Annotated in this window: 16 protein-coding genes and 3 rRNA genes; 5 read left to right on the plus strand and 14 right to left on the minus strand. The window is 42.1% G+C overall.

The annotated features are described in order from the left end of the window. Nucleotides 1–24 precede the first annotated feature (24 nt). The 5 genes from argH to argC all read right to left on the minus strand — a co-directional run bounded on the left by argH (nt 25) and on the right by argC (nt 5,465). Nucleotides 25–1,392 (minus strand): argininosuccinate lyase, encoded by a 1,368-nt coding sequence (gene argH / locus SJ2017_RS19995; RefSeq protein ID WP_080917142.1) that lies wholly within the window; start codon nt 1,390–1,392, stop codon nt 25–27. Between the two features lie 82 nt (nt 1,393–1,474). Next, nucleotides 1,475–2,695: an argininosuccinate synthase gene (locus tag SJ2017_RS20000; protein ID WP_080917144.1), complete on the minus strand. Its 1,221-nt coding sequence runs from the start codon at nt 2,693–2,695 to the stop codon at nt 1,475–1,477. Between the two features lie 75 nt (nt 2,696–2,770). Next, entirely contained in the window at nt 2,771–3,676 is a 906-nt protein-coding gene (locus SJ2017_RS20005; RefSeq protein ID WP_055026237.1) for an ornithine carbamoyltransferase, read from the minus strand. A 13-nt stretch (nt 3,677–3,689) separates the two neighbouring features. Beyond that, nucleotides 3,690–4,472, minus strand: a complete 783-nt coding sequence (gene argB / locus SJ2017_RS20010) for an acetylglutamate kinase (RefSeq protein WP_055026238.1) — start codon at nt 4,470–4,472, stop codon at nt 3,690–3,692. 12 nt (nt 4,473–4,484) lie between these two features. After that, nucleotides 4,485–5,465, minus strand: a complete 981-nt coding sequence (argC, locus tag SJ2017_RS20015) for an N-acetyl-gamma-glutamyl-phosphate reductase (RefSeq protein ID WP_080917146.1) — start codon at nt 5,463–5,465, stop codon at nt 4,485–4,487. A 257-nt stretch (nt 5,466–5,722) separates the two neighbouring features. On the opposite strand from argC, the gene argE reads away from it, so the two are divergent. The 3 genes from argE to SJ2017_RS20030 all read left to right on the plus strand — a co-directional run bounded on the left by argE (nt 5,723) and on the right by SJ2017_RS20030 (nt 10,210). Next, complete coding sequence (gene argE / locus SJ2017_RS20020; protein WP_055026240.1) at nt 5,723–6,874, plus strand: acetylornithine deacetylase; 1,152 nt, start codon at nt 5,723–5,725, stop codon at nt 6,872–6,874. 151 nt (nt 6,875–7,025) lie between these two features. Continuing rightward, nucleotides 7,026–9,674 (plus strand): phosphoenolpyruvate carboxylase, encoded by a 2,649-nt coding sequence (gene ppc / locus SJ2017_RS20025; protein WP_055026241.1) that lies wholly within the window; start codon nt 7,026–7,028, stop codon nt 9,672–9,674. Between the two features lie 32 nt (nt 9,675–9,706). Then, the gene (locus SJ2017_RS20030) at nt 9,707–10,210 is read left to right on the plus strand and encodes a YceB family lipoprotein (RefSeq protein WP_244899739.1); all 504 of its coding nucleotides are present in this window, start codon (nt 9,707–9,709) and stop codon (nt 10,208–10,210) included. 48 nt (nt 10,211–10,258) lie between these two features. On the opposite strand, the gene SJ2017_RS20035 is transcribed toward SJ2017_RS20030, so the two are convergent. Next, nucleotides 10,259–10,714, minus strand: coding sequence for an LPP20 family lipoprotein (locus SJ2017_RS20035; protein WP_080917149.1), 456 nt, complete (start codon nt 10,712–10,714; stop codon nt 10,259–10,261). A 60-nt stretch (nt 10,715–10,774) separates the two neighbouring features. Beyond that, complete coding sequence (locus SJ2017_RS20040; protein ID WP_080917151.1) at nt 10,775–11,542, minus strand: hypothetical protein; 768 nt, start codon at nt 11,540–11,542, stop codon at nt 10,775–10,777. Between the two features lie 432 nt (nt 11,543–11,974). Between SJ2017_RS20040 and SJ2017_RS20045 the strand changes: the two genes are divergently transcribed. Both SJ2017_RS20045 and SJ2017_RS20050 read left to right on the plus strand, forming a co-directional pair. Next, entirely contained in the window at nt 11,975–12,700 is a 726-nt protein-coding gene (locus tag SJ2017_RS20045; RefSeq protein ID WP_065110450.1) for a flagellar basal body L-ring protein FlgH, read from the plus strand. A 3-nt stretch (nt 12,701–12,703) separates the two neighbouring features. Next, the gene (locus tag SJ2017_RS20050) at nt 12,704–13,885 is read left to right on the plus strand and encodes a flagella assembly protein FlgT middle domain-containing protein (protein ID WP_065110451.1); all 1,182 of its coding nucleotides are present in this window, start codon (nt 12,704–12,706) and stop codon (nt 13,883–13,885) included. Nucleotides 13,886–13,946: 61 nt separating this feature from the next. Here SJ2017_RS20050 and SJ2017_RS20055 read toward each other — a convergent pair whose 3' ends face one another. The 7 genes from SJ2017_RS20055 to SJ2017_RS20085 form a co-directional block, all read right to left on the minus strand. Next, the gene (locus SJ2017_RS20055) at nt 13,947–15,221 is read right to left on the minus strand and encodes a CinA family nicotinamide mononucleotide deamidase-related protein (protein ID WP_055026246.1); all 1,275 of its coding nucleotides are present in this window, start codon (nt 15,219–15,221) and stop codon (nt 13,947–13,949) included. A 658-nt stretch (nt 15,222–15,879) separates the two neighbouring features. Beyond that, nucleotides 15,880–15,995: ribosomal RNA gene (gene rrf, locus SJ2017_RS20060) — 5S ribosomal RNA — on the minus strand. A gap of 161 nt (nt 15,996–16,156) precedes the next feature. Continuing rightward, a 23S ribosomal RNA gene (locus tag SJ2017_RS20065) occupies nt 16,157–19,048 on the minus strand. A 349-nt stretch (nt 19,049–19,397) separates the two neighbouring features. After that, nucleotides 19,398–20,940, minus strand: a 16S ribosomal RNA gene (locus tag SJ2017_RS20070). Together the 16S, 23S and 5S rRNA genes form the textbook arrangement of a ribosomal RNA operon. Before the next feature lie 541 nt (nt 20,941–21,481). Continuing rightward, the gene (locus tag SJ2017_RS20075; protein ID WP_055026526.1) at nt 21,482–22,036 is read right to left on the minus strand and encodes a TlpA disulfide reductase family protein; all 555 of its coding nucleotides are present in this window, start codon (nt 22,034–22,036) and stop codon (nt 21,482–21,484) included. After that, nucleotides 22,033–22,524, minus strand: a complete 492-nt coding sequence (gene nrfF / locus SJ2017_RS20080) for a heme lyase NrfEFG subunit NrfF (RefSeq protein ID WP_055026525.1) — start codon at nt 22,522–22,524, stop codon at nt 22,033–22,035. Before nrfF ends, SJ2017_RS20075 begins: the two co-directional genes overlap by 4 nt. Nucleotides 22,525–22,526: 2 nt before the next feature. Next, nucleotides 22,527–23,078, minus strand: a complete 552-nt coding sequence (locus tag SJ2017_RS20085; RefSeq protein WP_055026524.1) for a DsbE family thiol:disulfide interchange protein — start codon at nt 23,076–23,078, stop codon at nt 22,527–22,529. Nucleotides 23,079–23,089: the final 11 nt, after the last annotated feature.

The raw sequence follows: 23,089 nt of genomic DNA on the forward strand, positions 1-23,089 counted from the left end.
AGGCTCAAACAATAAAGTAAGTGGCTACTTACCTTGCTTTGCAGCTAATGCTTGTTTAACTTGCGCTAATGATGTGCCACCTAACGCTTCACGCTTTTCTAAGCATGACTCAATAGTCAAACACTCATAAACATCATCACTGATAATTGGACTAAATTGCTGTAACTCTGAAATAACCAAGTCTTCTAATGGTGTTTGTTTAGCAATCGCGGCGACGACAACTTCACCGACGACATGATGGGCTTCTCTAAATGGCATACCTTTAGCCACTAGATAATCAGCTAGCTCTGTAGAATTAGCATAACCTTGCTGGGCAGCAGCGAGTGTTCTTTCACGGTTTACTTGTAAACCGCTAAGAACTAATGCGGCCATTTCAAGACAAATTGACCAGCTATCCATCACATCAAATAAGCCTTCTTTGTCTTCCTGCATATCTTTGTTGTACGCCAAAGGTAGTGCTTTCATTGTGGTTAAAATGCCCACCAAGCTGCCATAAACGCGGCCAGTTTTACCACGGATCAGTTCCAATGCATCTGGGTTCTTCTTTTGTGGCATTAATGATGAACCCGAAGTCACTTCATCATCTAAGTCAATAAAGCCAGCCTCACCACTATTGAAGAAAATCAAATCTTCCGCCATACGGCTTAAATGCATCATACTAATCGATGCATCACTACAAAGTTCAATCACATGATCACGATCAGATACAGTATCTAGACTGTTTAACGTTGGAGCAGAAAAGCCTAGAGACTCGGCAATTGCATGCCTATCCATTGGATAAGCGGTTCCCGCTAATGCACCACAACCCAACGGACAAGTATCTGCACGTTTCAATGCATCTTCAAGGCGACTAATATCACGCTCAAACATTTCAACATAAGCCAAACACCAATGACCAAACAACACGGGTTGTGCTCTTTGTAAATGAGTATAACCAGGCATCACAGCATCAATTTCACGTTCAGCTAAATCGATGAGGGCGTTCTTTAACTTGCGCAGTAATGTAAGTGATTGCTCACCCTCTTTTTTACACCATAACTTGAGGTCTGTTGCGACTTGATCGTTACGTGAACGACCAGTGTGTAATTTCTTACCTAAATCACCGACTTTGGCAATTAGTGACTGCTCAACAAAGCTATGAATATCTTCTGCTCCTGACGCAATGATAGCCTCAGGTTTATCGGCGACTTCAGCCAACAATTCATTTAACGCAGCATGCAACTGTTCACATTCTTGTTGCGTTAAAATACCGACAGAAGTAATAGCGCTAGCCCATGCAATTGAACCCACAATGTCTTCTTCAATTAAGCGATAATCTACTGGTAATGAATCATTAAATAATTTGAATAATGCACTGCTTTCTTGACTGAATCTTCCGCCCCATAACGCCATGTCGATACCCTCTTTTCAATTCTTATCTGTTTACAAAAACGGGGCTTGCTGCCCCGTTTATTTTTCATATTAATTAACAGGTCTACTTACTATTAAGTGCTCTGATGCGACTTGATAAAGAATAAAGACGGATAAAGCCTTCTGCATCTTTTTGATCATAAACATCATCATCACCAAATGTGGCAAATTCTTCAGAATATAGGCTGTTTGGAGAACGCTTTTTCATGACACTCGCTTGACCTTTGTATAACTTAACGACCACTTCACCATTCACTAATTCCGCTAAAGATTCAGATGCAGCTAAAAGTGAATTACATAAAGGGGTAAACCAACGGCCGTCATACACAAGGTGGGCCATTTGAGCGCCAACTTGCTCTCTCCATTCACGACTAGTTTTATCTAATACCAGCTCTTCTATCGCACGAAGACCAGCAAACATCACTGTTCCACCTGGCGTTTCATAACAACCACGAGATTTCATGCCCACTAAACGGTTTTCAGTTATATCAATACGACCCACACCGTGTGCCGCCGCTACCTCGTTTAATTGCATTAATGCTGCATATGGCGATAACGCAACACCGTCAACATGAGTCACACGACCATTCTCTATACTTAGTGCAACGTATTCTGGCGTATTAGGCGCATCTTCTGGCGCAACAGTCATAGTCCATACTTCTTTACTTGGCTCGTTCCAAGGATCTTCTAACTCACCACCTTCATGTGAAATGTGCCAAGCATTAGCATCACGGCTATAAATTTTAGTTGCAGAAGCTGTTGTCTCAATATTTCTTTCAGCTAAGTAATCAAGCAAGTCTTCACGACTTACCATTGACCATTCACGCCACGGTGCTATCACTTTTAAATCTGGTGCCAGCGCAGCAAAGCATCCTTCAAAACGGACTTGGTCATTACCTTTACCTGTACATCCATGACATACCGCATCAGCACCCACTTTACGTGCAACTTCAACTTGCGCCTTGGCAATAATAGGACGTGCCATTGACGTACCTAATAGGTAAGTACCTTCATAAATCGCCCCTGTTGCAATGGTAGGGTAGATATAGTCGGCCACCAGCTCTTCTTTTAAATCAACGATGTAACATTCAGAAGCGCCTGACGCTATGGCTTTTTCATGTAAGCCTTCAAGCTCCGCATCGCCTTGACCAACGTCGGCACAAAAGGCAACAATTTCACAATTATCATAGGTTTCTTTTAACCAAGGGATAATGGCCGAAGTGTCCAATCCACCTGAATACGCTAATACGACTTTTTTAATGCTTGGTTGTTGTTCAATAGACATCTTTAATATTTCCTAACATAAACTGGGTAAAGCCGATTCACTTACTGTATTAAAGCCAATCGACGAAGTATTTTTTTAACCTAATAGCGTTACCAGTACTGCATTTTGTGCATGCATTCTGTTTTCTGCTTGTTGCAAAATAAGTGAACCTTCACCGTCAACGATTTCTGCAGTCGCTTCCACTTCTCTATATGCAGGTAAACAATGCATGAAGTAATTAGCACCAACTTGGGTCATTAATGCTGTATTGACTTGGTAAGGTTTAAATTTGGCTTCAATCTCTTCCATTGAAGTGTTATCTCCCATAGAGATCCAAGTGTCGGTGTAAACCGCATCTTGCGGGCCCATTTCATTAATATCTGAGGTTAAAATAAGCTTGCCGCCATGCTTTGCAGCTAACGCTTGTGCTTCACACACCACTTGTCCATCAGGGAAATGACCCGGCGGGCAAACCACAGTCATAGTGGCACCTAAAATTGCAGCGCCATACATTAATGAATGAGTCACATTATTACCATCACCTAAGTAAGCTAATTTCACGTTACTGATATCATCAAACTTTTCAGATAATGTCAGAAAATCAGCTAAGCCTTGGCATGGGTGGTATAAGTTACATAATGCATTAATCACTGGCACTGAAGCATGCTTAGCTAACCCTGCGATAGTCGTATGAGAAAATGTTCTGGCAACAATCGCATCAGCCCAACAAGAAATATTAGTAGCAAAATCAGAAACCGGCTCACGTTTACCTAAGGCCCCATTTTGCTGATCTAAATAAACTGAATGGCCACCTAATTTATTAATGCCGATATCAAAACTCACTCTGGTACGTAAAGAAGGTTTCTCAAACAACATCACCACGCTTTTACCTGCCAAGGCTTGGTTATAATCAGCTGGATTTGCTTTAATCTTCTTAGCAAGCGCTAATAAATCAAGTAACTCTGTTTGCGATAAATCTTTTATAGATAATAAATGTTCCATTAGTGTGTTACTCCTATGGCTGAATTTGGGTGCCAACGGATTGTCCGTTTGATAAGGCAATTAATTGTTGAGGCTGTTTCCAAGATGCAACTTGCACCGGCTTCCCCATCCACTGAGCAACTTCTAATGCCGCTTCGACTTTGACTTTCATTCCTTTTTCTATCACGCCTTGCTGAACTAAATCTGAAATTTGTTGTTGATTTAATTGATCAATTAACTCGCCATTACCATCTAATACACCCGGTACATCAGATAGAAGTACTAACTGACCTGCCACTAACTTTGCTAAGGCCGTTGCTGCTTGATCTGCATTAACGTTAAGCATGTCACCTTGTGCTGAAACAGCAATTGAACTACAAATTGGCAACCAGCCTTGTGATAATAAATAAGTTAAGTAACTCGCATCTTTCGGTGTCACTTCACCCACTAGGCCTAAGTTTTCATTTTTAACTACTGCATCAACGGTATTACCATCGGCTAAACTCATACCAACGGCCACAATACCCGCCTTAATTGCAGCGGCCTGTAATAACTTGTTTGACGTTCCCGCCAATGCACCTACGACAATCGGAATTTGGTCACTGGGAGTCACTCTTAAACCATCCAGTTTAATGGTTTCTTTACCATTGGCAGTTAATTGCTCATCGACTAAACATCCACCGCCGTGAACAAAAATAACTTTCTGGCCGTCAGACATCATGTTTGCAACAACGCCCATGAGTTCAGCCATTCCTGATTCTGATTGTAATAATGCACCGCCAACTTTTAGTACAATAACTGGGTTACTCTGTGACATGATGATTCCCCGTTATAGGCCAAAGTGAATTTTAATGCACTGCAGGCCTTGGCTTGCAGCACCTTTCATTAAGTTATCAATCGCACTCGCAACCACCAAGTAATTGCTTTGAGAATCATACTTCCAACCGACAATGCAGTTAGGTGTATTCACAACATCGTCCACCTTAGGGAATTGATTTTGTAAAACGCTAACTAACGGACTGTCATTGTAAACTTGATAAGCTTTAGCAATATCAGCTTCTGTAGTACCTTTCGCTAACTGAACCGTAATCGTGGCTAAAATACCCCGTTTAAAGTTACCTAGGTGTGGAGTAAAGATAACTTCTTGCCCTAAATGAGTGGCAATTTCAGGCTGGTGACGATGACCTAATACGCCATATGGCGTTAAGCTGACTTCACAAAAGCTAGTATGAAGCTGGGCTTTTCTGCCCGCTCCAGTAACGCCACTAACAGCATTAATGACAGGGTAAGCATCAGTTAGGTATGGCGTTAAAGGTTTTAGTGCAGTTAATGACGCTGTTGGATAACAGCCCGGAACAGCAATCATTTTACTGCCAGCGATTTGTTGATGATTCCACTCTGCTAAGCCATAAACGGCTTCAGCAAGAACATCTTGCTGGGTATGCTCAAACCCATACCATTTAGGGTACTGCTCGATATCAGCAAAACGGTAAGCACCACTTAAATCAAAAACTGCTAAACCTTGCTTATAAAAATAAGCAGCTAATTCTAAACTTACTGCATGATCAGTCGCGAGCACGACGCCATCAGCTTCCTCTACAATTGATTGTTTAGCATCTGCCGTTAGCGGAGATAACGACAACTTGATTTGCTGGTATGCAGGGTATAGCTCAGCAAGTGCCTTTCCTTTATCAAGACTGTTTTCTGATACATAAAGGCCTTGAATAGAAAGCGATGTATCGTTATCAATTAAAGCGGTGATTTGTGCACCGGTATAGCCACTAGCGCCAATTATTGCGATGTTTTTCATTATATTGTCGTCTTTAGGTCAGTAAACTAGAGAAATAATTCGGTATATGAGCAGGGTGCTCGAGATTAAAACTATCGTCGAAGATAGTTTACCTTGGGATCTGTTACAGTGAATTGAATCGCAATTAAATACATATTTATAATCTTTAATCTAATCAAGTTATGGTGAATGCCTTAGCTGTTTGCTAGACTAACACAATAAATTAATTATGCAATAATAATGAATACATATTTATTGCAAGCACTATAAAGGTTGCTATGAATTCATTACCAGATTTAAAAAATGCATTTAAACAGCTAATTGCACTCCCTTCGATCAGTGCATTAGAAGCTGAGCAAGATATGAGTAATCATGCAGTTATTGAGTTACTTCAATCTTGGTTTTCAGATATGGGTTTTAACTGCACTGTTCATACCGTGGCTGACAGCCGAGGCAAACAGAACTTAATCGCAACTATTGGCTCAGGCAGTGGCGGCCTGTTATTGGCTGGACACACTGACACCGTTCCTTTTGATGAAGGACGTTGGAGTCAGAGCCCTTTTGAGTTAACAGAAAAAGATAACCGTTGGTATGGGTTAGGTACCTGCGATATGAAGGGCTTCTTTGCTTTAGTTATGGAAGCGCTGAAGTCGTTACCGCTTGATGAAATAAAACGTCCATTACATATTTTTGCTAGCGCTGATGAAGAAACCACAATGAATGGTGCTAAAGCGTTTGCAGATTCAAAAAGTATCGCCCCTGACTATGCAATCATCGGTGAACCCACCAGCTTAAAACCGGTATATATGCATAAAGGCCATTTAGCACAAGGTATCAGAGTGATTGGTAGAAGTGGTCATTCTTCTGACCCCGCTCGTGGCTTAAATGCGATTGAAATTATGCATCAAGTCATCGGTCAACTGATGAAACTCAAGCAGCATTTAAGTGAAAACTACCGTGAAGATGCATTTAGTGTTCCCTACCCCACGATGAACTTTGGCCATGTTCATGGCGGCGATGCAGCAAACCGTATTTGTGGCTGTTGTGATTTACATCTTGATATTCGCCCGTTACCTGGCATTGAGCTTGCTGATTTAGAGTTGATGGTGATTAATTATCTTGCAGACATCAACAAACAATACCCAGGCAGTATTGAGATATCCACGCTTTACCCAGGATCAGAGTCATTTGCAGGTAAACTTGATGATTATTGGACAAAAATGGTTGCAGATATCGCTAATACCGAGCCTGAGGTTGTTAATTACGCAACTGAAGCCCCTTATATAAAACAATTGGGCTGCCAAACCTTAGTAATGGGCCCTGGTAGTATCAATCAAGCTCATCAACCAGATGAATACATAGGGTTAGAATATTTAACCCCCACTGTTGAGTTAATGAAAAAGCTTATTTATCAGGCTTGTATTAAATAGTTGTAATAAGTTTCACTATCAGTAACGATTAATCATGGTGCATGATTAATTATTAAAATAACCCATTGACCAACCCCCTCACAGCTAGCTATTGTGCTAGCTGTAGCCCATTAATGGTAGCGGCTAATTAAGTTAAACTTATGGAGTAATTATGGCAGAGCAAACCGCCGACATGTACGCTTCTTTACGTTCTAATGTGAGTAGCTTAGGGCAAATTTTAGGTGATACGATGCGCGATCACCTTGGTGATGCATTTCTTGAAAAAGTAGAGCAAATTCGTATTCTGGCCAAAGAGTCTCGCCAAGGCGATGCCGAATCAAGACAACAAATGCTAGCTCTGCTCAATTCATTACCTGACAATGAACTGGTGCCATTTGCTAAAGCGTTTAATCAATTTTTAAACTTGGCCAATATTGCAGAGCAATTTCATACCATAAGTCGCAACTGTGATGAACTTGTCTGTGTACCAGATCCTGTCGAGCAGTTACTGGGACGAATGCTAAACAGTAATGCCAATGAACAAGAAGTCATCGACTGCTTAAAAACCCTCGATATTGATTTAGTCCTTACTGCTCATCCTACAGAAATATCTCGTCGTACTCTCATTCAAAAATACTCTGCTGTTGTCGACTGTTTAACAGAGCAAGAAAACCAGCAACTCACTGATCGAGAAAAAGGCCAAACACACCTTAGGTTACGTCAACTTATTGCACAGATTTGGCACACCAACGAGATCAGAAATGAACGCCCAACTCCCGTAGATGAAGCACGTTGGGGACTAAGCACCATTGAAGCCTCATTATGGCAAGCCGTTCCAGACTTTTTAAGACAACTCAATGACCATGTTGAGTCAAAAACAGGTCAACAAATTCCCGCAGATATTTGTCCTGTTAGATTTTCTAGTTGGATGGGCGGGGATCGAGACGGTAACCCATTTGTGACATCAAAAGTCACCGAGGAAGTATTACTCCGTAATCGCCATGCAGCAGCCAGATTATATTTAAAAGATATCGTTTCTTTGGTGAATGAATTATCCATGGAAGAAGCTAATGCTGAACTTAAAGCGCAGCTGCCAGACAGTAAAGAACCCTATAGAGACATACTAAGACAACTTCGTCATAAACTACGCAATACAATTGATTACCTAAATGCCCGCCTAGAAGGTCAGCAAATTGACCTGAACTATGACGATGTTGTATGGCAATTAGATGATTTAAAACAACCTCTTGAATTATTATACCGAAGCTTATCAGAATCTGGCATGCGCTTAATTGCTAATGGACTGCTGCTCGATATCTTACGTCGTTTAGCATGCTTTGGCATTCATATGCTACGTCTCGACATTCGCCAAGATGCTGAACGACATAGCGATGTGATTGCCGAATTAACTCGTTACCTCGGTATGGGCGATTATGATCATTGGGATGAAAGCGAAAAACAAGCTTTCCTATTAAGAGAGCTTACCAGTCGTCGGCCGCTTATCCCTGCTGATTGGCAACCGTCAGCCGACGTGGAAGAAGTCATCAATACCTGTAAATTAGTCGCCTCTCAACCTGCTACTGCACTAGGTTCTTACGTTATCTCAATGGCCAGTAAGCCATCGGATGTACTTGCAGTGTTACTATTGCTCAAAGAAACTGGCTGCCAACACCCAATGCGTGTTGTGCCACTATTTGAGACTTTGAGTGATTTAAATACCGCTGCTGACTGTATGACACAACTGCTCAATATCGACTGGTACCGTGGATATACAAAAGGTATGCAGGAAGTCATGATTGGCTATTCAGATTCTGCTAAAGATGCTGGCGTAATGGCTGCCGCATGGGCGCAATATCACGCCCAAGAGCAACTCGTTGCCGTTTGTAAGAATGCAGACGTCAAATTAATGCTTTTCCACGGTCGTGGTGGCTCAATTGGCCGTGGCGGCGGGCCAGCTCATAAGGCTATTTTATCGCAGCCACCAGGCTCAGTAGATGGTCGGATTCGAGTCACTGAACAAGGTGAGATGATTCGATTTAAGTTTGGCCTTCCAAAAGTAGCGGTTCAGAGTTTAGCTCTATATACTTCTGCAGTTATGGAAGCGACTTTATTGCCACCTCCAGAGCCTAAACAAGCTTGGCGAGATTGCATGCAACGTATCGCTGATGATTCAGTAAAAGCGTATCGTGGTATCGTGCGTGAAGAACCAGACTTCGTCGCGTACTTTAGAGCAGCAACTCCAGAGGTGGAGTTAGGCAAACTTCCACTGGGCAGCCGTCCAGCTAAAAGACGTGTCGATGGTGGCATCGAAAGTCTCCGTGCCATTCCGTGGATTTTTGCATGGTCACAAAACCGTTTAATGCTACCAGCTTGGCTTGGCTCAGGAGAGGCACTTAAAGCTGCCAATGAACGTGGGGAGTCAGCACTGCTGAAGGAAATGGAACAAGAATGGCCATTCTTTGAAACCCGTATCTCTATGCTTGAAATGGTATACATGAAAGCCGAACCTAATCTTGCTCGATACTATGAAAGCACCTTAGTGCCAGAAAACTTGCATCATTTAGGTAAAAAGCTGCGTGAAAGTCTACAATTAGGCACAGAAGCGGTATTGTCGCTTACTGAATCAGAAGAGCTAATGTCCCACACTCCGTGGAATAGAGAGTCAGTCAAGCTACGTAATCCGTATATTGACCCTCTGAACTTTCTACAAGCGGAACTTCTGAGTCGTACACGTAATGAGGAGCAGGCATCGAAACAAGTTGAGCTTGCACTAATGCTGACAATTGCGGGTGTTGCCGCAGGGATGAGAAACACAGGATAATGCCATTATTTAAAATATGTTTAGCTTGCTTAATGCTGCTTCTGACTGGCTGTGCTAGTCAGTACAGCATCTCTGAATCTGAAGTTGAAGATTACCTCAATAATGAAATGCATTATGAGGTTTCACAAGGGAATCAAGTTTTTGGATTGCAGTTAAAGCTCAACGATATGGAAGTTGAGTTAGGTCATAAGCCTAACACTATTTCCGTAACTGCAATTACCAAAATGGCGGTTAAAAACCCCTTTAAATCAATTGCTGCTGATATGGAAACCACATTTGAGGCTGAGCCTTGGTACGATGTAGAGACCAAAAGTATCTTTTTAAAGAAGCTTGACTTGGTCAGTGTGAAATCCGAACCCGCAAATATTGAGCAAATGCTAAAACCCATTACGCCACAATTGATGATGTTTCTAAGAACTTTTTTAGAGTCCCAACCTGTTTATGTGCTGGACACCAAGGATAGTAATCAAGCATTGATGGCATCGATGACTAAAGCAATTGAAGTTGAAAGAGGCAAGATAGTCATAAAATTTTAAACAAAAAAGCGCCGCAAGGCGCTTTTTTATTAGCGTTACCGATTGCCATTAAAAGTTCTTAACGGGCTCTACAATCAAGGTGTTACTATGCACTGGGTTTTCAGACTGCATATACAAATCACGCACTAACTTAAAATCTAACTCTAATTCAGTAACGTAAAATCCATCCACAGGATAGGTCTTAATGACTTTCGCACCTTTTATTACTCCAGAGACTTTGATTTTAGTCGCAATACTATTAAGGCTTGCTCCTTGCACTGACGTGTTGGAATTCAACTGTAGCCCATAGACTTGTTCAGCTAACTCTCGATAAGCCAAAATTTTTGAAGCTTCCATCGCCATTAAAATTTGTTCTGACTTTAACTCTGCTGGTTGTTGATCAATTGGGGCATAACCAACAGCGTTTAATACTGGAAATTCTGTGGGCTGATAAGGTTCATAATTACTTTGCAAGACCTCACAGCCTGCTAATAACCAGCACAACAAAACAATTAATAATTTCATTCAATACTCATTGGGTAAGATTTAAAATGGATTTGATTTTTTAACAGCCTATAAATAACGCTAAAGGGAATGACCAACCTCACTTTCAGTCAACTCGTCATTATTATTAGAAAGTAAATCTCCAACATCAGTAATATTCATTTCAGGATTACTTTCAGTAAAATATTCCATTGCTAATTTTATTGCTGTCGAACCTGCGCCAACATAATCTGAATATAATAAACTGCCTGCCAAGGTTGAAGCTGGGCTTATTTTATCGCCCGTTGTTTCTTGGTATATATAAGATAAAATTGGTGTATGATGTAGAATATTAATAGAATCTATTACATCTTTACTATCAAAACCATCCTCACCAAATGAATAGTAATACACATCATCCACAAGGCTTTCACTTTCTGATGATTGAGCACCAACAATATTATCAGTGGAAGTATTAATTGCTACTCCATCTTCAATATTAACCGAATTTGCACTGATAGCTTGTGTTAGAGCGCTTTCAACAATACTTGTTTGCAGTGATGATAATAAACCCTGTTGCATTTCGCTTACCATATCATCAGACATACTCAACGAAAGTATCGTCTCATTATCTAAACCTGTACTAGCAAGCATCTGTTGCTGAAGGGTGTCTAGTGAAAACGCTTCAGAAGCCTTTGTTAGCGAAGTTGCTGCAGCAGAGGTATCACTAATTTGGTTCGCCTCATTTAAGATACGACTAAACTGATTCTGCTCACTATTACCATTAAGCTGAAAAATGCTCGTATCGACTTTATTACCAAGCTTGTCGATAGCCTCATTAACAGTAAGAGCAGATTGACTTTCAGTCATATGTTATAATCCGAATGAATTGAGAGTAAATAATATATTTATCTGTTGAGCTTATTATAGTCCCATGGCTTATTGTAAAGTACAAATAAAAACAACCTTGAAAATATAATTAAGCATTTATTAAAACAAAGATAATGCCATTTAAAATTAACAGCATTTATTCTTCACCCTTTAATACGTAAATGAAATAAATATACCGTCCTAAAAAAAATTGACACCACCAATTAAAACAACAACAAGTTCCAAATAAAGTAATAATAAAAACAAGCTAAAAACTTTACCAATACAATATATAACAATTATTAAAAACAAATAATACGTAATTAGGTAAAATTGCGTAAAGAGAGTGAAGAAACTGTGCAGGCCATAGATCTATATAGGATATTAAAGATACAATTTAAATAACCACTAAATAAATTTAGATATTTAAAAATGAAACTTCCCCTGCTTATTGTTTTATTTTTATTCACTATTTCAGGCTGCACAACAACTGAAGTAGCTGAAATAAAAATCCCTAACAAAGAAAACACGACTGTAAATGTTGTTGAACCTTCTGATGAAGTGATGAAAGGCGATCCAAATTACCGCCCTGTTAGGAACAACAACATTCAACAAGCTCAGCAGATAACAGGTTCAATTTTTAATCCTGATAATGTCTACAATATTTATCAAAACAACAATCGTTACGAAATTGGCGACATGATTTTGATAAGGCTCAATGAAGAGCTAACGTCCAAAAAATCCATCAGCTACAAGCGTGATAGCTCTAATGAGTTTGATCTGTCACCCAATATCACTGCTGGTAATATCAATATCAATGAAGACAACCTCAGCGCGGATTATTCGCAAGATAAAAGCTTTGATAGTTCATCTGCAAGTAACCACAATAACTCACTCACTGGAACGATTACCGTTGCAGTAAGGGAGAAACTTGCCAATGGGAACTTAATCGTTGCCGGAGAAAAGTGGATTAAATTGAATAAAGGCGATGAATATGTGCGTTTTTCAGGTGAAATTAGGGTGACAGATATTGCGTCAGATCATTCAATTAACTCCAGTATGGTTGGAAACACTGTTATTGAAGTTAGCGGTAAAGGTGAGCAACAAGATAACCAAGATCCTTCTTTGATTAGCAAGCTACTTAACGTATTCGGATAGTCAATGAAACGGTTTTTATGGCTATGTTTATTGGCAGTATTCCCTTCTGTCAGTATGGCACAGTGGTACGTTGGACAAGCATCGTACCCTATAGGTAACGATGATTATAATGATGTGCGCAAATTGGTTGTTGAAAAAGCAATTGAGAATGCGTCATTACAAGCAAGTAGTTTCATCAGCATTGAAAATACCGTTAGGGATGGCATTTTAACGAGCAGTCAAAGCAACGTTCTGTCACAACACCACATTAGTGAAATTGTCATTCTTAATGAATCTATAGAAGGTGGTAAGCTCACCATCAATCTAAAAGTCAGTTTAGAGTCAAAATCTAACTGCATTGAAGATCGTTACCTCAAACAGCTCATTGTTGCTCAATTTCCATTACTCACACCTTCGCAGGCCTCAGCTGGCGATATCTCAAATCTCCCCTTTCATATTGGTTCGAGGTTTAAAAATGAATTAACCCATCAACCAAACGTATTCGTCGAAGAAATGATCCCACAAATGGTATATAAGCCAATTACAACGATGGATACAATCAATTTAGAAACCATACAAGGTATCTCTGAAGCCTTAAATAGCCAATATCAAAGCCAATATTTAGTATTTGGTTATATTCGAGATATCAGTTTATACAACGAAAAAAAATCCAGCTTACTTGTCGATACTGTTTACCCCAAGCGTAACTTCACGATAAAAGTATTTATGTATGACAGGATCAGTAACAGTATATTACTTGAAGAAGAATATCACGGTGAAGGTGGTTGGAGCTTTGACTCATACAGTCGCGTAGATTTGGCGAACAGCTTATTTTGGCGCAGTGAATATGGGAAAACAATCGTCAATACCTTGTTCAAAGTCTCACAAGAGATTAATCAAACTCTAAAATGCGAGGCGACTAAAGCCATTGTCATAAATCGAGATGATGCCTATATCACCATCAATATTGGAAAATTACATGGTGTTGCTAAAGGAGATATCTTTCAGCATATTAAGCTCAAAAATATCACCTTGGCCAACTCTGTTTTATCGACATTGATGCCACCAGATGAACCTATTCATCTGGAAGTGGTACAAGTTAGTAACAAAATTAGCTTACTAAAAGTACCTAAACATTTAGACAAAAACGGTATGAATCAACATCAAATAGATTTATATGACGTAGTGACAACAGTAGAGTTTTAGTAATTTAAATGCTACCAAAGTGAGCCAGTCGCAGTAAAACTAGCTCACTTGACTATTTTAATTACTTAGCAAATCTGGTTATCGAAGGATAATCAACGATTACAGCTTCACCTAGCAATGCTCTACGTAGCATATCATAGGCTATAGCGGCACTAAGACTTCGTACTAACTGTCTTGATCGGTTAGGGATTTTAACCATTTGACTATACACAACATGTTTAGTCGCTAATGCAATCGCTACGGTACCAACAGGCTTATCTTCAGTACCACCATCTGGACCTGCAATACCACTTGTTGAAAGTGCAAAATCACTATCTAATATTTCACGTGCGCCTCTGGCCATAGCTTCAACAGTAGCAATAGAAACCGCGCCATGATCATCGAGGATCTGTGGATTAACCCCTAATACTTTTACCTTAGATTCGTTACTATAAGTCACTAAACCATGATGTAGATACGACGAGCTACCAGGAAAATCGATTAGCTGACTTGTTAACATTCCTCCAGTGCACGACTCTGCCAAGCTTAAGCTAAAACCAGATTGGAAAAGTCGATGATGTATCTCAGCAGCAAGTGTTGGACGATCTTCAGCTACAATCGCAATCCCTAAAATTGATTTGATTGCTTTAGTCACTTCAGCTAATTGATTAATTGCCTTGTCACCGCGAGCGAATATCTTAATTTCTATGTGTGGCATTGACGAACGGTAGCCTAGGGTAATCCCTGCCGGTAATGTTAATTCTGCTAAATTATCAGCTAAAGAAGACTCCCCATGACCAATGGTCAGTAACTTCTTCAATGCTGTATTTTCACTAATTCCGAACTCAGATTTAATGAAAGGAATAAACTGCTCTTTAATCATGTGCTTTAGTTCAAAGGGCACACCAGGCGTAAAAAACAACCAAGCTTTATTAAGCTTTACACGAAAACCGCACGCTGTACCTACTGGGTTATCAACCATAACAGCCGATTCAGGTAATAAAGCTTGTTTTAAATTACTCTTAGCCATCTGACGGTTATTTTTACTAAACCAGCTAATCAATCGATCTCGCCACTCCTCGTTCTCAATCAACGACTCGCCCTTAGCTAGCGCCATCGCTTCAGCAGACATATCGTCACTTGTTGGGCCTAGCCCACCATTAACGATAATCACATCGGCATGGTGACTTCTTTCAATAAAGGCATCCCTAAGATCTTCTAAACGATCGCCCACTGTAATCCGATGATGTGTTTCAATACCTAACTCCATTAGCGTGTTGGCTACCCACGCTGCATTGGTATCAATAATCTGGCCAGATAACACTTCTTCACCAGTACATATCATTTCTAATTTCATTTGTGCCCCTAGAAGCTTTTAGTAATGTGTTGTTAAACTTTCCATTATCAATTGCCTATCAAGATAACTGACTAGCGATAAACATCAATCACTAAATGGTATTAGTCTTATCAAAGCAATCATCAATGAGCTAAATAACAAATCTCAAGCTCGAAAAACCAACAAGGTTAATCCCGATTGTGTAAACAACTCTAACTCATCTATAAAATGTAGGTCTATTTATCGCTAATGCCTTCACCGATGAATTTTTTATGGAAAAACAAACCAATTCTAATCAATTTATAAGCCTTATAGGACCAACCGCTTTATACCTGTAGATCAGTTTCGACAATCTTTTGTTATTAAATAATCATGTGGATTTCCTGTTGCACATGAACATATCGTCCACACTGTGCGCAGTTGATGTGTCTAAACATGTTTTAGCTTCGTCTCTGAACATATTTATCTTAAATTACAGACACAAAAAAACCCGTTACTTGAGTAACGGGCTATCTGCTCTCTTAAAGAGAAACTAGGCGCTTGGCGATGACCTACTTTCACATGGGCATATCGTCCACACTGTCTTTCGCTGTACTAAATTTTGATTAGCTCTATGTACGAAAAAAGCCCTGACTATTAAGTCAGGGCTTTCTCGACTCTCTTAAAAGAGAAATTAGGCGCTTGGCAATGACCTACTTTCACATGGGGAGACCCCACACTATCATCGGCGCGATTGCGTTTCACTACTGAGTTCGGGATGGGATCAGGTGGTACCACAATGCTATTGTCACCAAGCAAATTCGGGTGTTAATCGCTTATCGCAATTAACTAAATTCGGAAAGCTGTTTGAGTTTTCTACTTTACTAAGCGCTTTATATTCTTCACTAAGTCTTACCTTCAACAGTAAGTAATAAATCTAGTTACCATCAACTCAGATAAAAACTCATCTGGGTTGTATGGTTAAGCCTCACGAGTCATTAGTACAGGTTAGCTCAACGCCTCACAACGCTTACACACCCTGCCTATCAACGTCCTAGTCTCGAACGGCTCTTTAGAGGAATTAAATTCCTAGGGATGACTCATCTTAGGACTCGCTTCCCGCTTAGATGCTTTCAGCGGTTATCGATTCCGAACGTAGCTACCGGGCAATGCTATTGGCATAACAACCCGAACACCAGCGGTTCGTCCACTCCGGTCCTCTCGTACTAGGAGCAGCTTCCTTCAATCATCCAACGCCCACGGCAGATAGGGACCGAACTGTCTCACGACGTTCTGAACCCAGCTCGCGTACCACTTTAAATGGCGAACAGCCATACCCTTGGGACCGACTTCAGCCCCAGGATGTGATGAGCCGACATCGAGGTGCCAAACACCGCCGTCGATATGAACTCTTGGGCGGTATCAGCCTGTTATCCCCGGAGTACCTTTTATCCGTTGAGCGATGGCCCTTCCATACAGAACCACCGGATCACTATGACCTACTTTCGTACCTGCTCGACGTGTATGTCTCGCAGTTAAGCTGGCTTATGCCATTGCACTAACCGTACGATGTCCGACCGTACTTAGCCAACCTTCGTGCTCCTCCGTTACTCTTTGGGAGGAGACCGCCCCAGTCAAACTACCCACCAGGCACTGTCCCGAACCCCGATTAGGGGCCGCGGTTAGAACATCAAAACTACAAGGGTGGTATTTCAAGATTGACTCCACTCCATCTAGCGATTGAGCTTCAAAGTCTCCCACCTATCCTACACATGTAGGTTCAATGTTCAGTGCCAAGCTATAGTAAAGGTTCACGGGGTCTTTCCGTCTAGCCGCGGGTATACGGCATCTTCACCGCAATTTCAACTTCACTGAGTCTCGGCTGGAGACAGCGTGGCCATCATTACGCCATTCGTGCAGGTCGGAACTTACCCGACAAGGAATTTCGCTACCTTAGGACCGTTATAGTTACGGCCGCCGTTTACTTGGGCTTCGATCATGAGCTTCTCCGAAGATAACCCAATCAATTAACCTTCAAGCACCGGGCAGGCGTCATACCGTATACGTCATCTTGCGATTTTGCACAGTACTGTGTTTTTGATAAACAGTTGCAGCCACCTGGTATCTGCGACTCCCAACAGCTTAGAGAGCAAGTCTCATCACCGTCAGGAGCGTACCTTCTCCCGAAGTTACGGTACCATTTTGCCTAGTTCCTTCAGCCGAGTTCTCTCAAGCGCCTTGGTATTCTCTACCCGACCACCTGTGTCGGTTTGGGGTACGATTCCTACTAACCTGAAGCTTAGAAGATTTTCCTGGAAGCATGGCATCAACTACTTCATCACCTTAGTGACTCGTCATCAGCTCTCAGCCTAATGTTCACCCGGATTTGCCTAAGTGAACAGCCTACAACCTTAAACGCGGACAACCAACGCCGCGCTAGCCTAGCCTTCTCCGTCTCTCCATCGCAGTTAGCAAAAGTACAGGAATATTGACCTGTTTCCCATCGACTACGCCTTTCAGCCTCGCCTTAGGGGTCGACTCACCCTGCCCCGATTAACGTTGGACAGGAACCCTTGGTCTTTCGGCGTGGGGGTTTTTCACCCCCATTATCGTTACTCATGTCAGCATTCGCACTTCTGATACGTCCAGTGTGGGTTACCCCTTCACCTTCAACCGCTTACAGAACGCTCCTCTACCGCTTGCTCCTAAGAGCAAACCCATAGCTTCGGTGTATTGCTTAGCCCCGTTAAATCTTCCGCGCAGGCCGACTCGACTAGTGAGCTATTACGCTTTCTTTAAATGATGGCTGCTTCTAAGCCAACATCCTAGCTGTCTAAGCCTTCCCACATCGTTTCCCACTTAGCAATAACTTTGGGACCTTAGCTGATGGTCTGGGTTGTTTCCCTTTTGACGACGGACGTTAGCACCCGCCGTCTGTCTCCCGAGTAGTACTCACTGGTATTCGGAGTTTGCAAAGGGTTGGTAAGTCGGGATGACCCCCTAGCCTTAACAGTGCTCTACCCCCAGTGGTATTCGCTCGAGGCGCTACCTAAATAGCTTTCGAGGAGAACCAGATATCTCCGAGTTTGATTGGCCTTTCACCCCCAGCCACAAGTCATCCGCTAATTTTTCAACATTAGTCGGTTCGGTCCTCCAGTTGATGTTACTCAACCTTCAACCTGCCCATGGCTAGATCACTCGGTTTCGGGTCTACGCCTTGCAACTAAACGCGCAGTTAACACTCGGTTTCCCTACGGCTCCGCTATTCGCTTAACCTCGCTACAAAACGTAAGTCGCTGACCCATTATACAAAAGGTACGCAGTCACGGTCTCAAGAACCGCTCCCACTGCTTGTACGTATACGGTTTCAGGTTCTATTTCACTCCCCTCACAGGGGTTCTTTTCGCCTTTCCCTCACGGTACTGGTTCACTATCGGTCAGTCAGGAGTATTTAGCCTTGGAGGATGGTCCCCCCATATTCAAACAGGATGTCACGTGTCCCGCCTTACTCGATTTCATCTATGGTTAGTTTTCGTGTACGGGGCTATCACCCTGTGCCGCTGTGCTTTCCAACACATTCCACTAACACCCCATAGACTTAAGGGCTAATCCCCGTTCGCTCGCCGCTACTAGGGGAATCTCGGTTGATTTCTTTTCCTTCGGGTACTTAGATGTTTCAGTTCCCCGAGTTCGCCTCATACAGCTATGTATTCACTGTATGATGACCACTTATGTGGCCGGGTTTCCCCATTCGGACATCGTTAGCTCAAATGCTTGTTACTAGCTCGCCAACGCTTTTCGCAAGTTACTACGTCCTTCATCGCCTCTGACTGCCAAGGCATCCACCGTATACGCTTAGTCACTTAACCATACAACCCAAATAAGTTTCAAAGAAACTTAAGTTGTACCGTAACTAGCTGGTTTATTACATAATTTGCATGTGAATTAACACTACACAAATTCGCCTTAGTTTTAGAATATTCAAGACACTTAATAAAGTGTTTTGAGAACTCAATGTATTACTAAAAAGGGATTAACTTCTCAGTAATACGATTTGTAATTAATACAACGACAGACATCATCGTATTAAATACTATCAGCTTTCCAAATTGTTAAAGAACAATGCTAACCGGCTGGCGGCGCATTTCGCTCAACTCCATAAAGGAGTAACAAGCAATCTGTGTGAACACTCAACAAACATCAAGTTAGTCGTATAGGTAAGGAGGTGATCCAGCCCCAGGTTCCCCTAGGGCTACCTTGTTACGACTTCACCCCAGTCATGAACCACACCGTGGTAAACGTCCTCCCGAAGGTTAGACTATCTACTTCTGGTGCAGCCCACTCCCATGGTGTGACGGGCGGTGTGTACAAGGCCCGGGAACGTATTCACCGTAGCATTCTGATCTACGATTACTAGCGATTCCGACTTCATGGAGTCGAGTTGCAGACTCCAATCCGGACTACGACGAGCTTTATGAGATTAGCTAGACCTTGCGGCTTTGCAACCCTCTGTACTCGCCATTGTAGCACGTGTGTAGCCCTACTCGTAAGGGCCATGATGACTTGACGTCGTCCCCACCTTCCTCCGGTTTATCACCGGCAGTCTCCCTAGAGTTCCCGCCATTACGCGCTGGCAAATAAGGATAGGGGTTGCGCTCGTTGCGGGACTTAACCCAACATTTCACAACACGAGCTGACGACAGCCATGCAGCACCTGTCTCAGAGTTCCCGAAGGCACCAATCCATCTCTGGAAAGTTCTCTGGATGTCAAGAGTAGGTAAGGTTCTTCGCGTTGCATCGAATTAAACCACATGCTCCACCGCTTGTGCGGGCCCCCGTCAATTCATTTGAGTTTTAACCTTGCGGCCGTACTCCCCAGGCGGTCTACTTAATGCGTTAGCTTGGGAGCCCAGTGCTCAAGGCACCAAACTCCGAGTAGACATCGTTTACGGCGTGGACTACCAGGGTATCTAATCCTGTTTGCTCCCCACGCTTTCGTACATGAGCGTCAGTCTTTGTCCAGGGGGCCGCCTTCGCCACCGGTATTCCTTCAGATCTCTACGCATTTCACCGCTACACCTGAAATTCTACCCCCCTCTACAAGACTCTAGTTCACCAGTTCCAAATGCAATTCCCAGGTTGAGCCCGGGGATTTCACATCTGGCTTAATGAACCGCCTGCGTACGCTTTACGCCCAGTAATTCCGATTAACGCTTGGACCCCTCGTATTACCGCGGCTGCTGGCACGAAGTTAGCCGGTCCTTCTTCTGTAGGTAACGTCACAGCAACAACGTATTAAGCTGCTACCTTTCCTCCCTACTGAAAGTGCTTTACAACCCGAAGGCCTTCTTCACACACGCGGCATGGCTGCATCAGGGTTTCCCCCATTGTGCAATATTCCCCACTGCTGCCTCCCGTAGGAGTCTGGGCCGTGTCTCAGTCCCAGTGTGGCTGATCATCCTCTCAGAACAGCTAGGGATCGTCGCCTTGGTAAGCCATTACCTTACCAACTAGCTAATCCCACCTAGGTTCATCCAATCGCGAAAGGCCCGAAGGTCCCCTCCTTTCCCCCGTAGGGCGTATGCGGTATTAGCAGTCGTTTCCAACTGTTATCCCCCTCGACTGGGCAGATCCCTAGGCATTACTCACCCGTCCGCCGCTCGTCAGCAAAGTAGCAAGCTACTTTCTGTTACCGCTCGACTTGCATGTGTTAGGCCTGCCGCCAGCGTTCAATCTGAGCCATGATCAAACTCTTCAATTAAAGTTTTTTGAAACATTCGAAAATGCTTCGGCTCAATGAATTCTGATTACATTATGCAGACTCGGAAGAATCTACATCCTGTTTGTTACATATTGCTATGAACACTCATCGTTACATTGATAATAATTTTGATTGCCACCTAAGTGACAATTTCGATTAACTCAACACCTGTGAGTGTCCACACAGATTTACTTGTTTGATTGTTAAAGAGCGTTGACCGTGTTGGTCAGGGATGCGTATTCTACACTTCCCGTTGTCAGCGTCAAGTGTTTTTTCAAACTTCTTTTCGCCGTTGATTTAAGGTGGTTAAAACCGCTTCAAATCAAGCAGACTCAGTGTTGGCTAGTGCCTGTTGCCGTGTCAGTGGATGCGCATTATAGGGAGATTATGAAACCGTGCAAGGGCTTTTTGTAATAAAAACGCAAAAAAAAGATCGCTTGATGAGTTTTTCATCAAAAGCGATCTTTTTTAATCAATCCTGCGTAATTTTGCTTAATTTAAACGCAATACTTAGCTTTGTAGTTTGTCTTCTCTATATGTATTACTGAAACTGCTCTAAAAAAGCGATAGCGTTTTTATCATCCCAATCAACATAAGTTCTAACGTAAGCGACAAGCTCTCCTTCTTTATTCAAGATAAAGGTCGCTGGTATTGTGTCTAGTGGAAACACTTCACGTAGGTTTTGTCTTGGATCGTAATAAGAGTTAAACGACGCTAGACCAATTGACTCTAAGAATGGACTAACTTGTTTTGTACCTTCAGCATCGATCGAGATTGGCATAAGGACAAATTCATCTTTACTTAGGCTTTGCTCTAATCGGTCTAGAGCTGGTAGCTCTCTTACACAAGGTGGGCACCACGTCGCCCACATGTTGACGATAACGACTTTACCTTTATGCGCTTCAAAATCGACTTCTTTACCTTCTGCATCACTAAAACCTATGTGTGCAATTGGAAAAGGATTCTCAAGTACATTGATTTTATCTAAAGTTGAATTACTAACATGCTGTTGTTGCTTTTCCATTCCAGGATAAGCATTAACAATACCCGTTACGACTAATGCACTTAACACGAGTGCTTTAATCACGGCTTTCATGATTTTTCACCTTCACTTGGTTTGCTTTTTAGCAGCGCCTCGAGTTCTTCTCTTTCTGCTTCAGACATTTCCGGAGCAGCTGTTGATTTACCACGCTGTTTACGAACCACAACCAATGCAACATAAAGTGCGATCAGCATTAATACAAATGGCCCAAGCCATAAAATATAGGTCTTTGGATCTAATCTTGGCTTATATAGTACAAAGTCACCATAACGGCTTGTCATGAAATCAACGATTTCAGCATCACTTTTACCTTCATCTACCATTGTGTAGACTTCAAGTCTTAAGTCCTGAGCAACAGGAGAGTTAGAATCAATTAAGTTTTGATTCTGACACTGTGGACAACGCAATTCATGCGCTAAGCTTAATGCTCGCTTTTGATTATCCGTAGACTTAAATTCATAAGTATCTACTGGAGTTGCCATAACATTGAAAGCCAAAACTAAACTTGCCACAAACCCAGCAAGTATTTTTAATGTTTTCATTCCTATACTCCGTCTTGCTTAGCTTCAGCTTGTAATTGTTGAATCATTGGGTAAAGCGTTTCACTCCAAACATTGCGATCAATCGGACCTGCATAGCGAAAACGGATAATACCGTTATGATCAACAATAAAACTTTCTGGTGCGCCATATACGCCAAGGTCTAAACCTAAACGGCCATCTTTATCAAAAATGTTAATCGCATAAGGATCACCTTCACGGCTTAATTCTCTGATAGCTGGTCCACGCTCGTCACGATAGTTAATACCATAAATCGGTAAAATATCCTGACGGGCTAGCATCATTAAATATGGGTGTTCATATTTACAAGCTGGGCACCACGTTGCCCATACATTGATTAATGACACTTCACCTTTTAAATCCGCTTCCGTTAGTATTTCACCTGGCGTCTCGAGACGTTCAAGTTGGAAAGCCGGTACCGGCTTTCCTTCTAGTGCTGAATCCAGCTTTTGCGGATTTAAGAATAACCCTTGATATAGAAAAACTCCCATCCCCAAAAACAATACCAATGGTATAAACAGCACCAACTTTTTCATATTTTCTCCGA

Origin of the sequence: Shewanella japonica, from assembly GCF_002075795.1 — a bacterium.
Lineage (GTDB): Bacteria > Pseudomonadota > Gammaproteobacteria > Enterobacterales > Shewanellaceae > Shewanella > Shewanella japonica.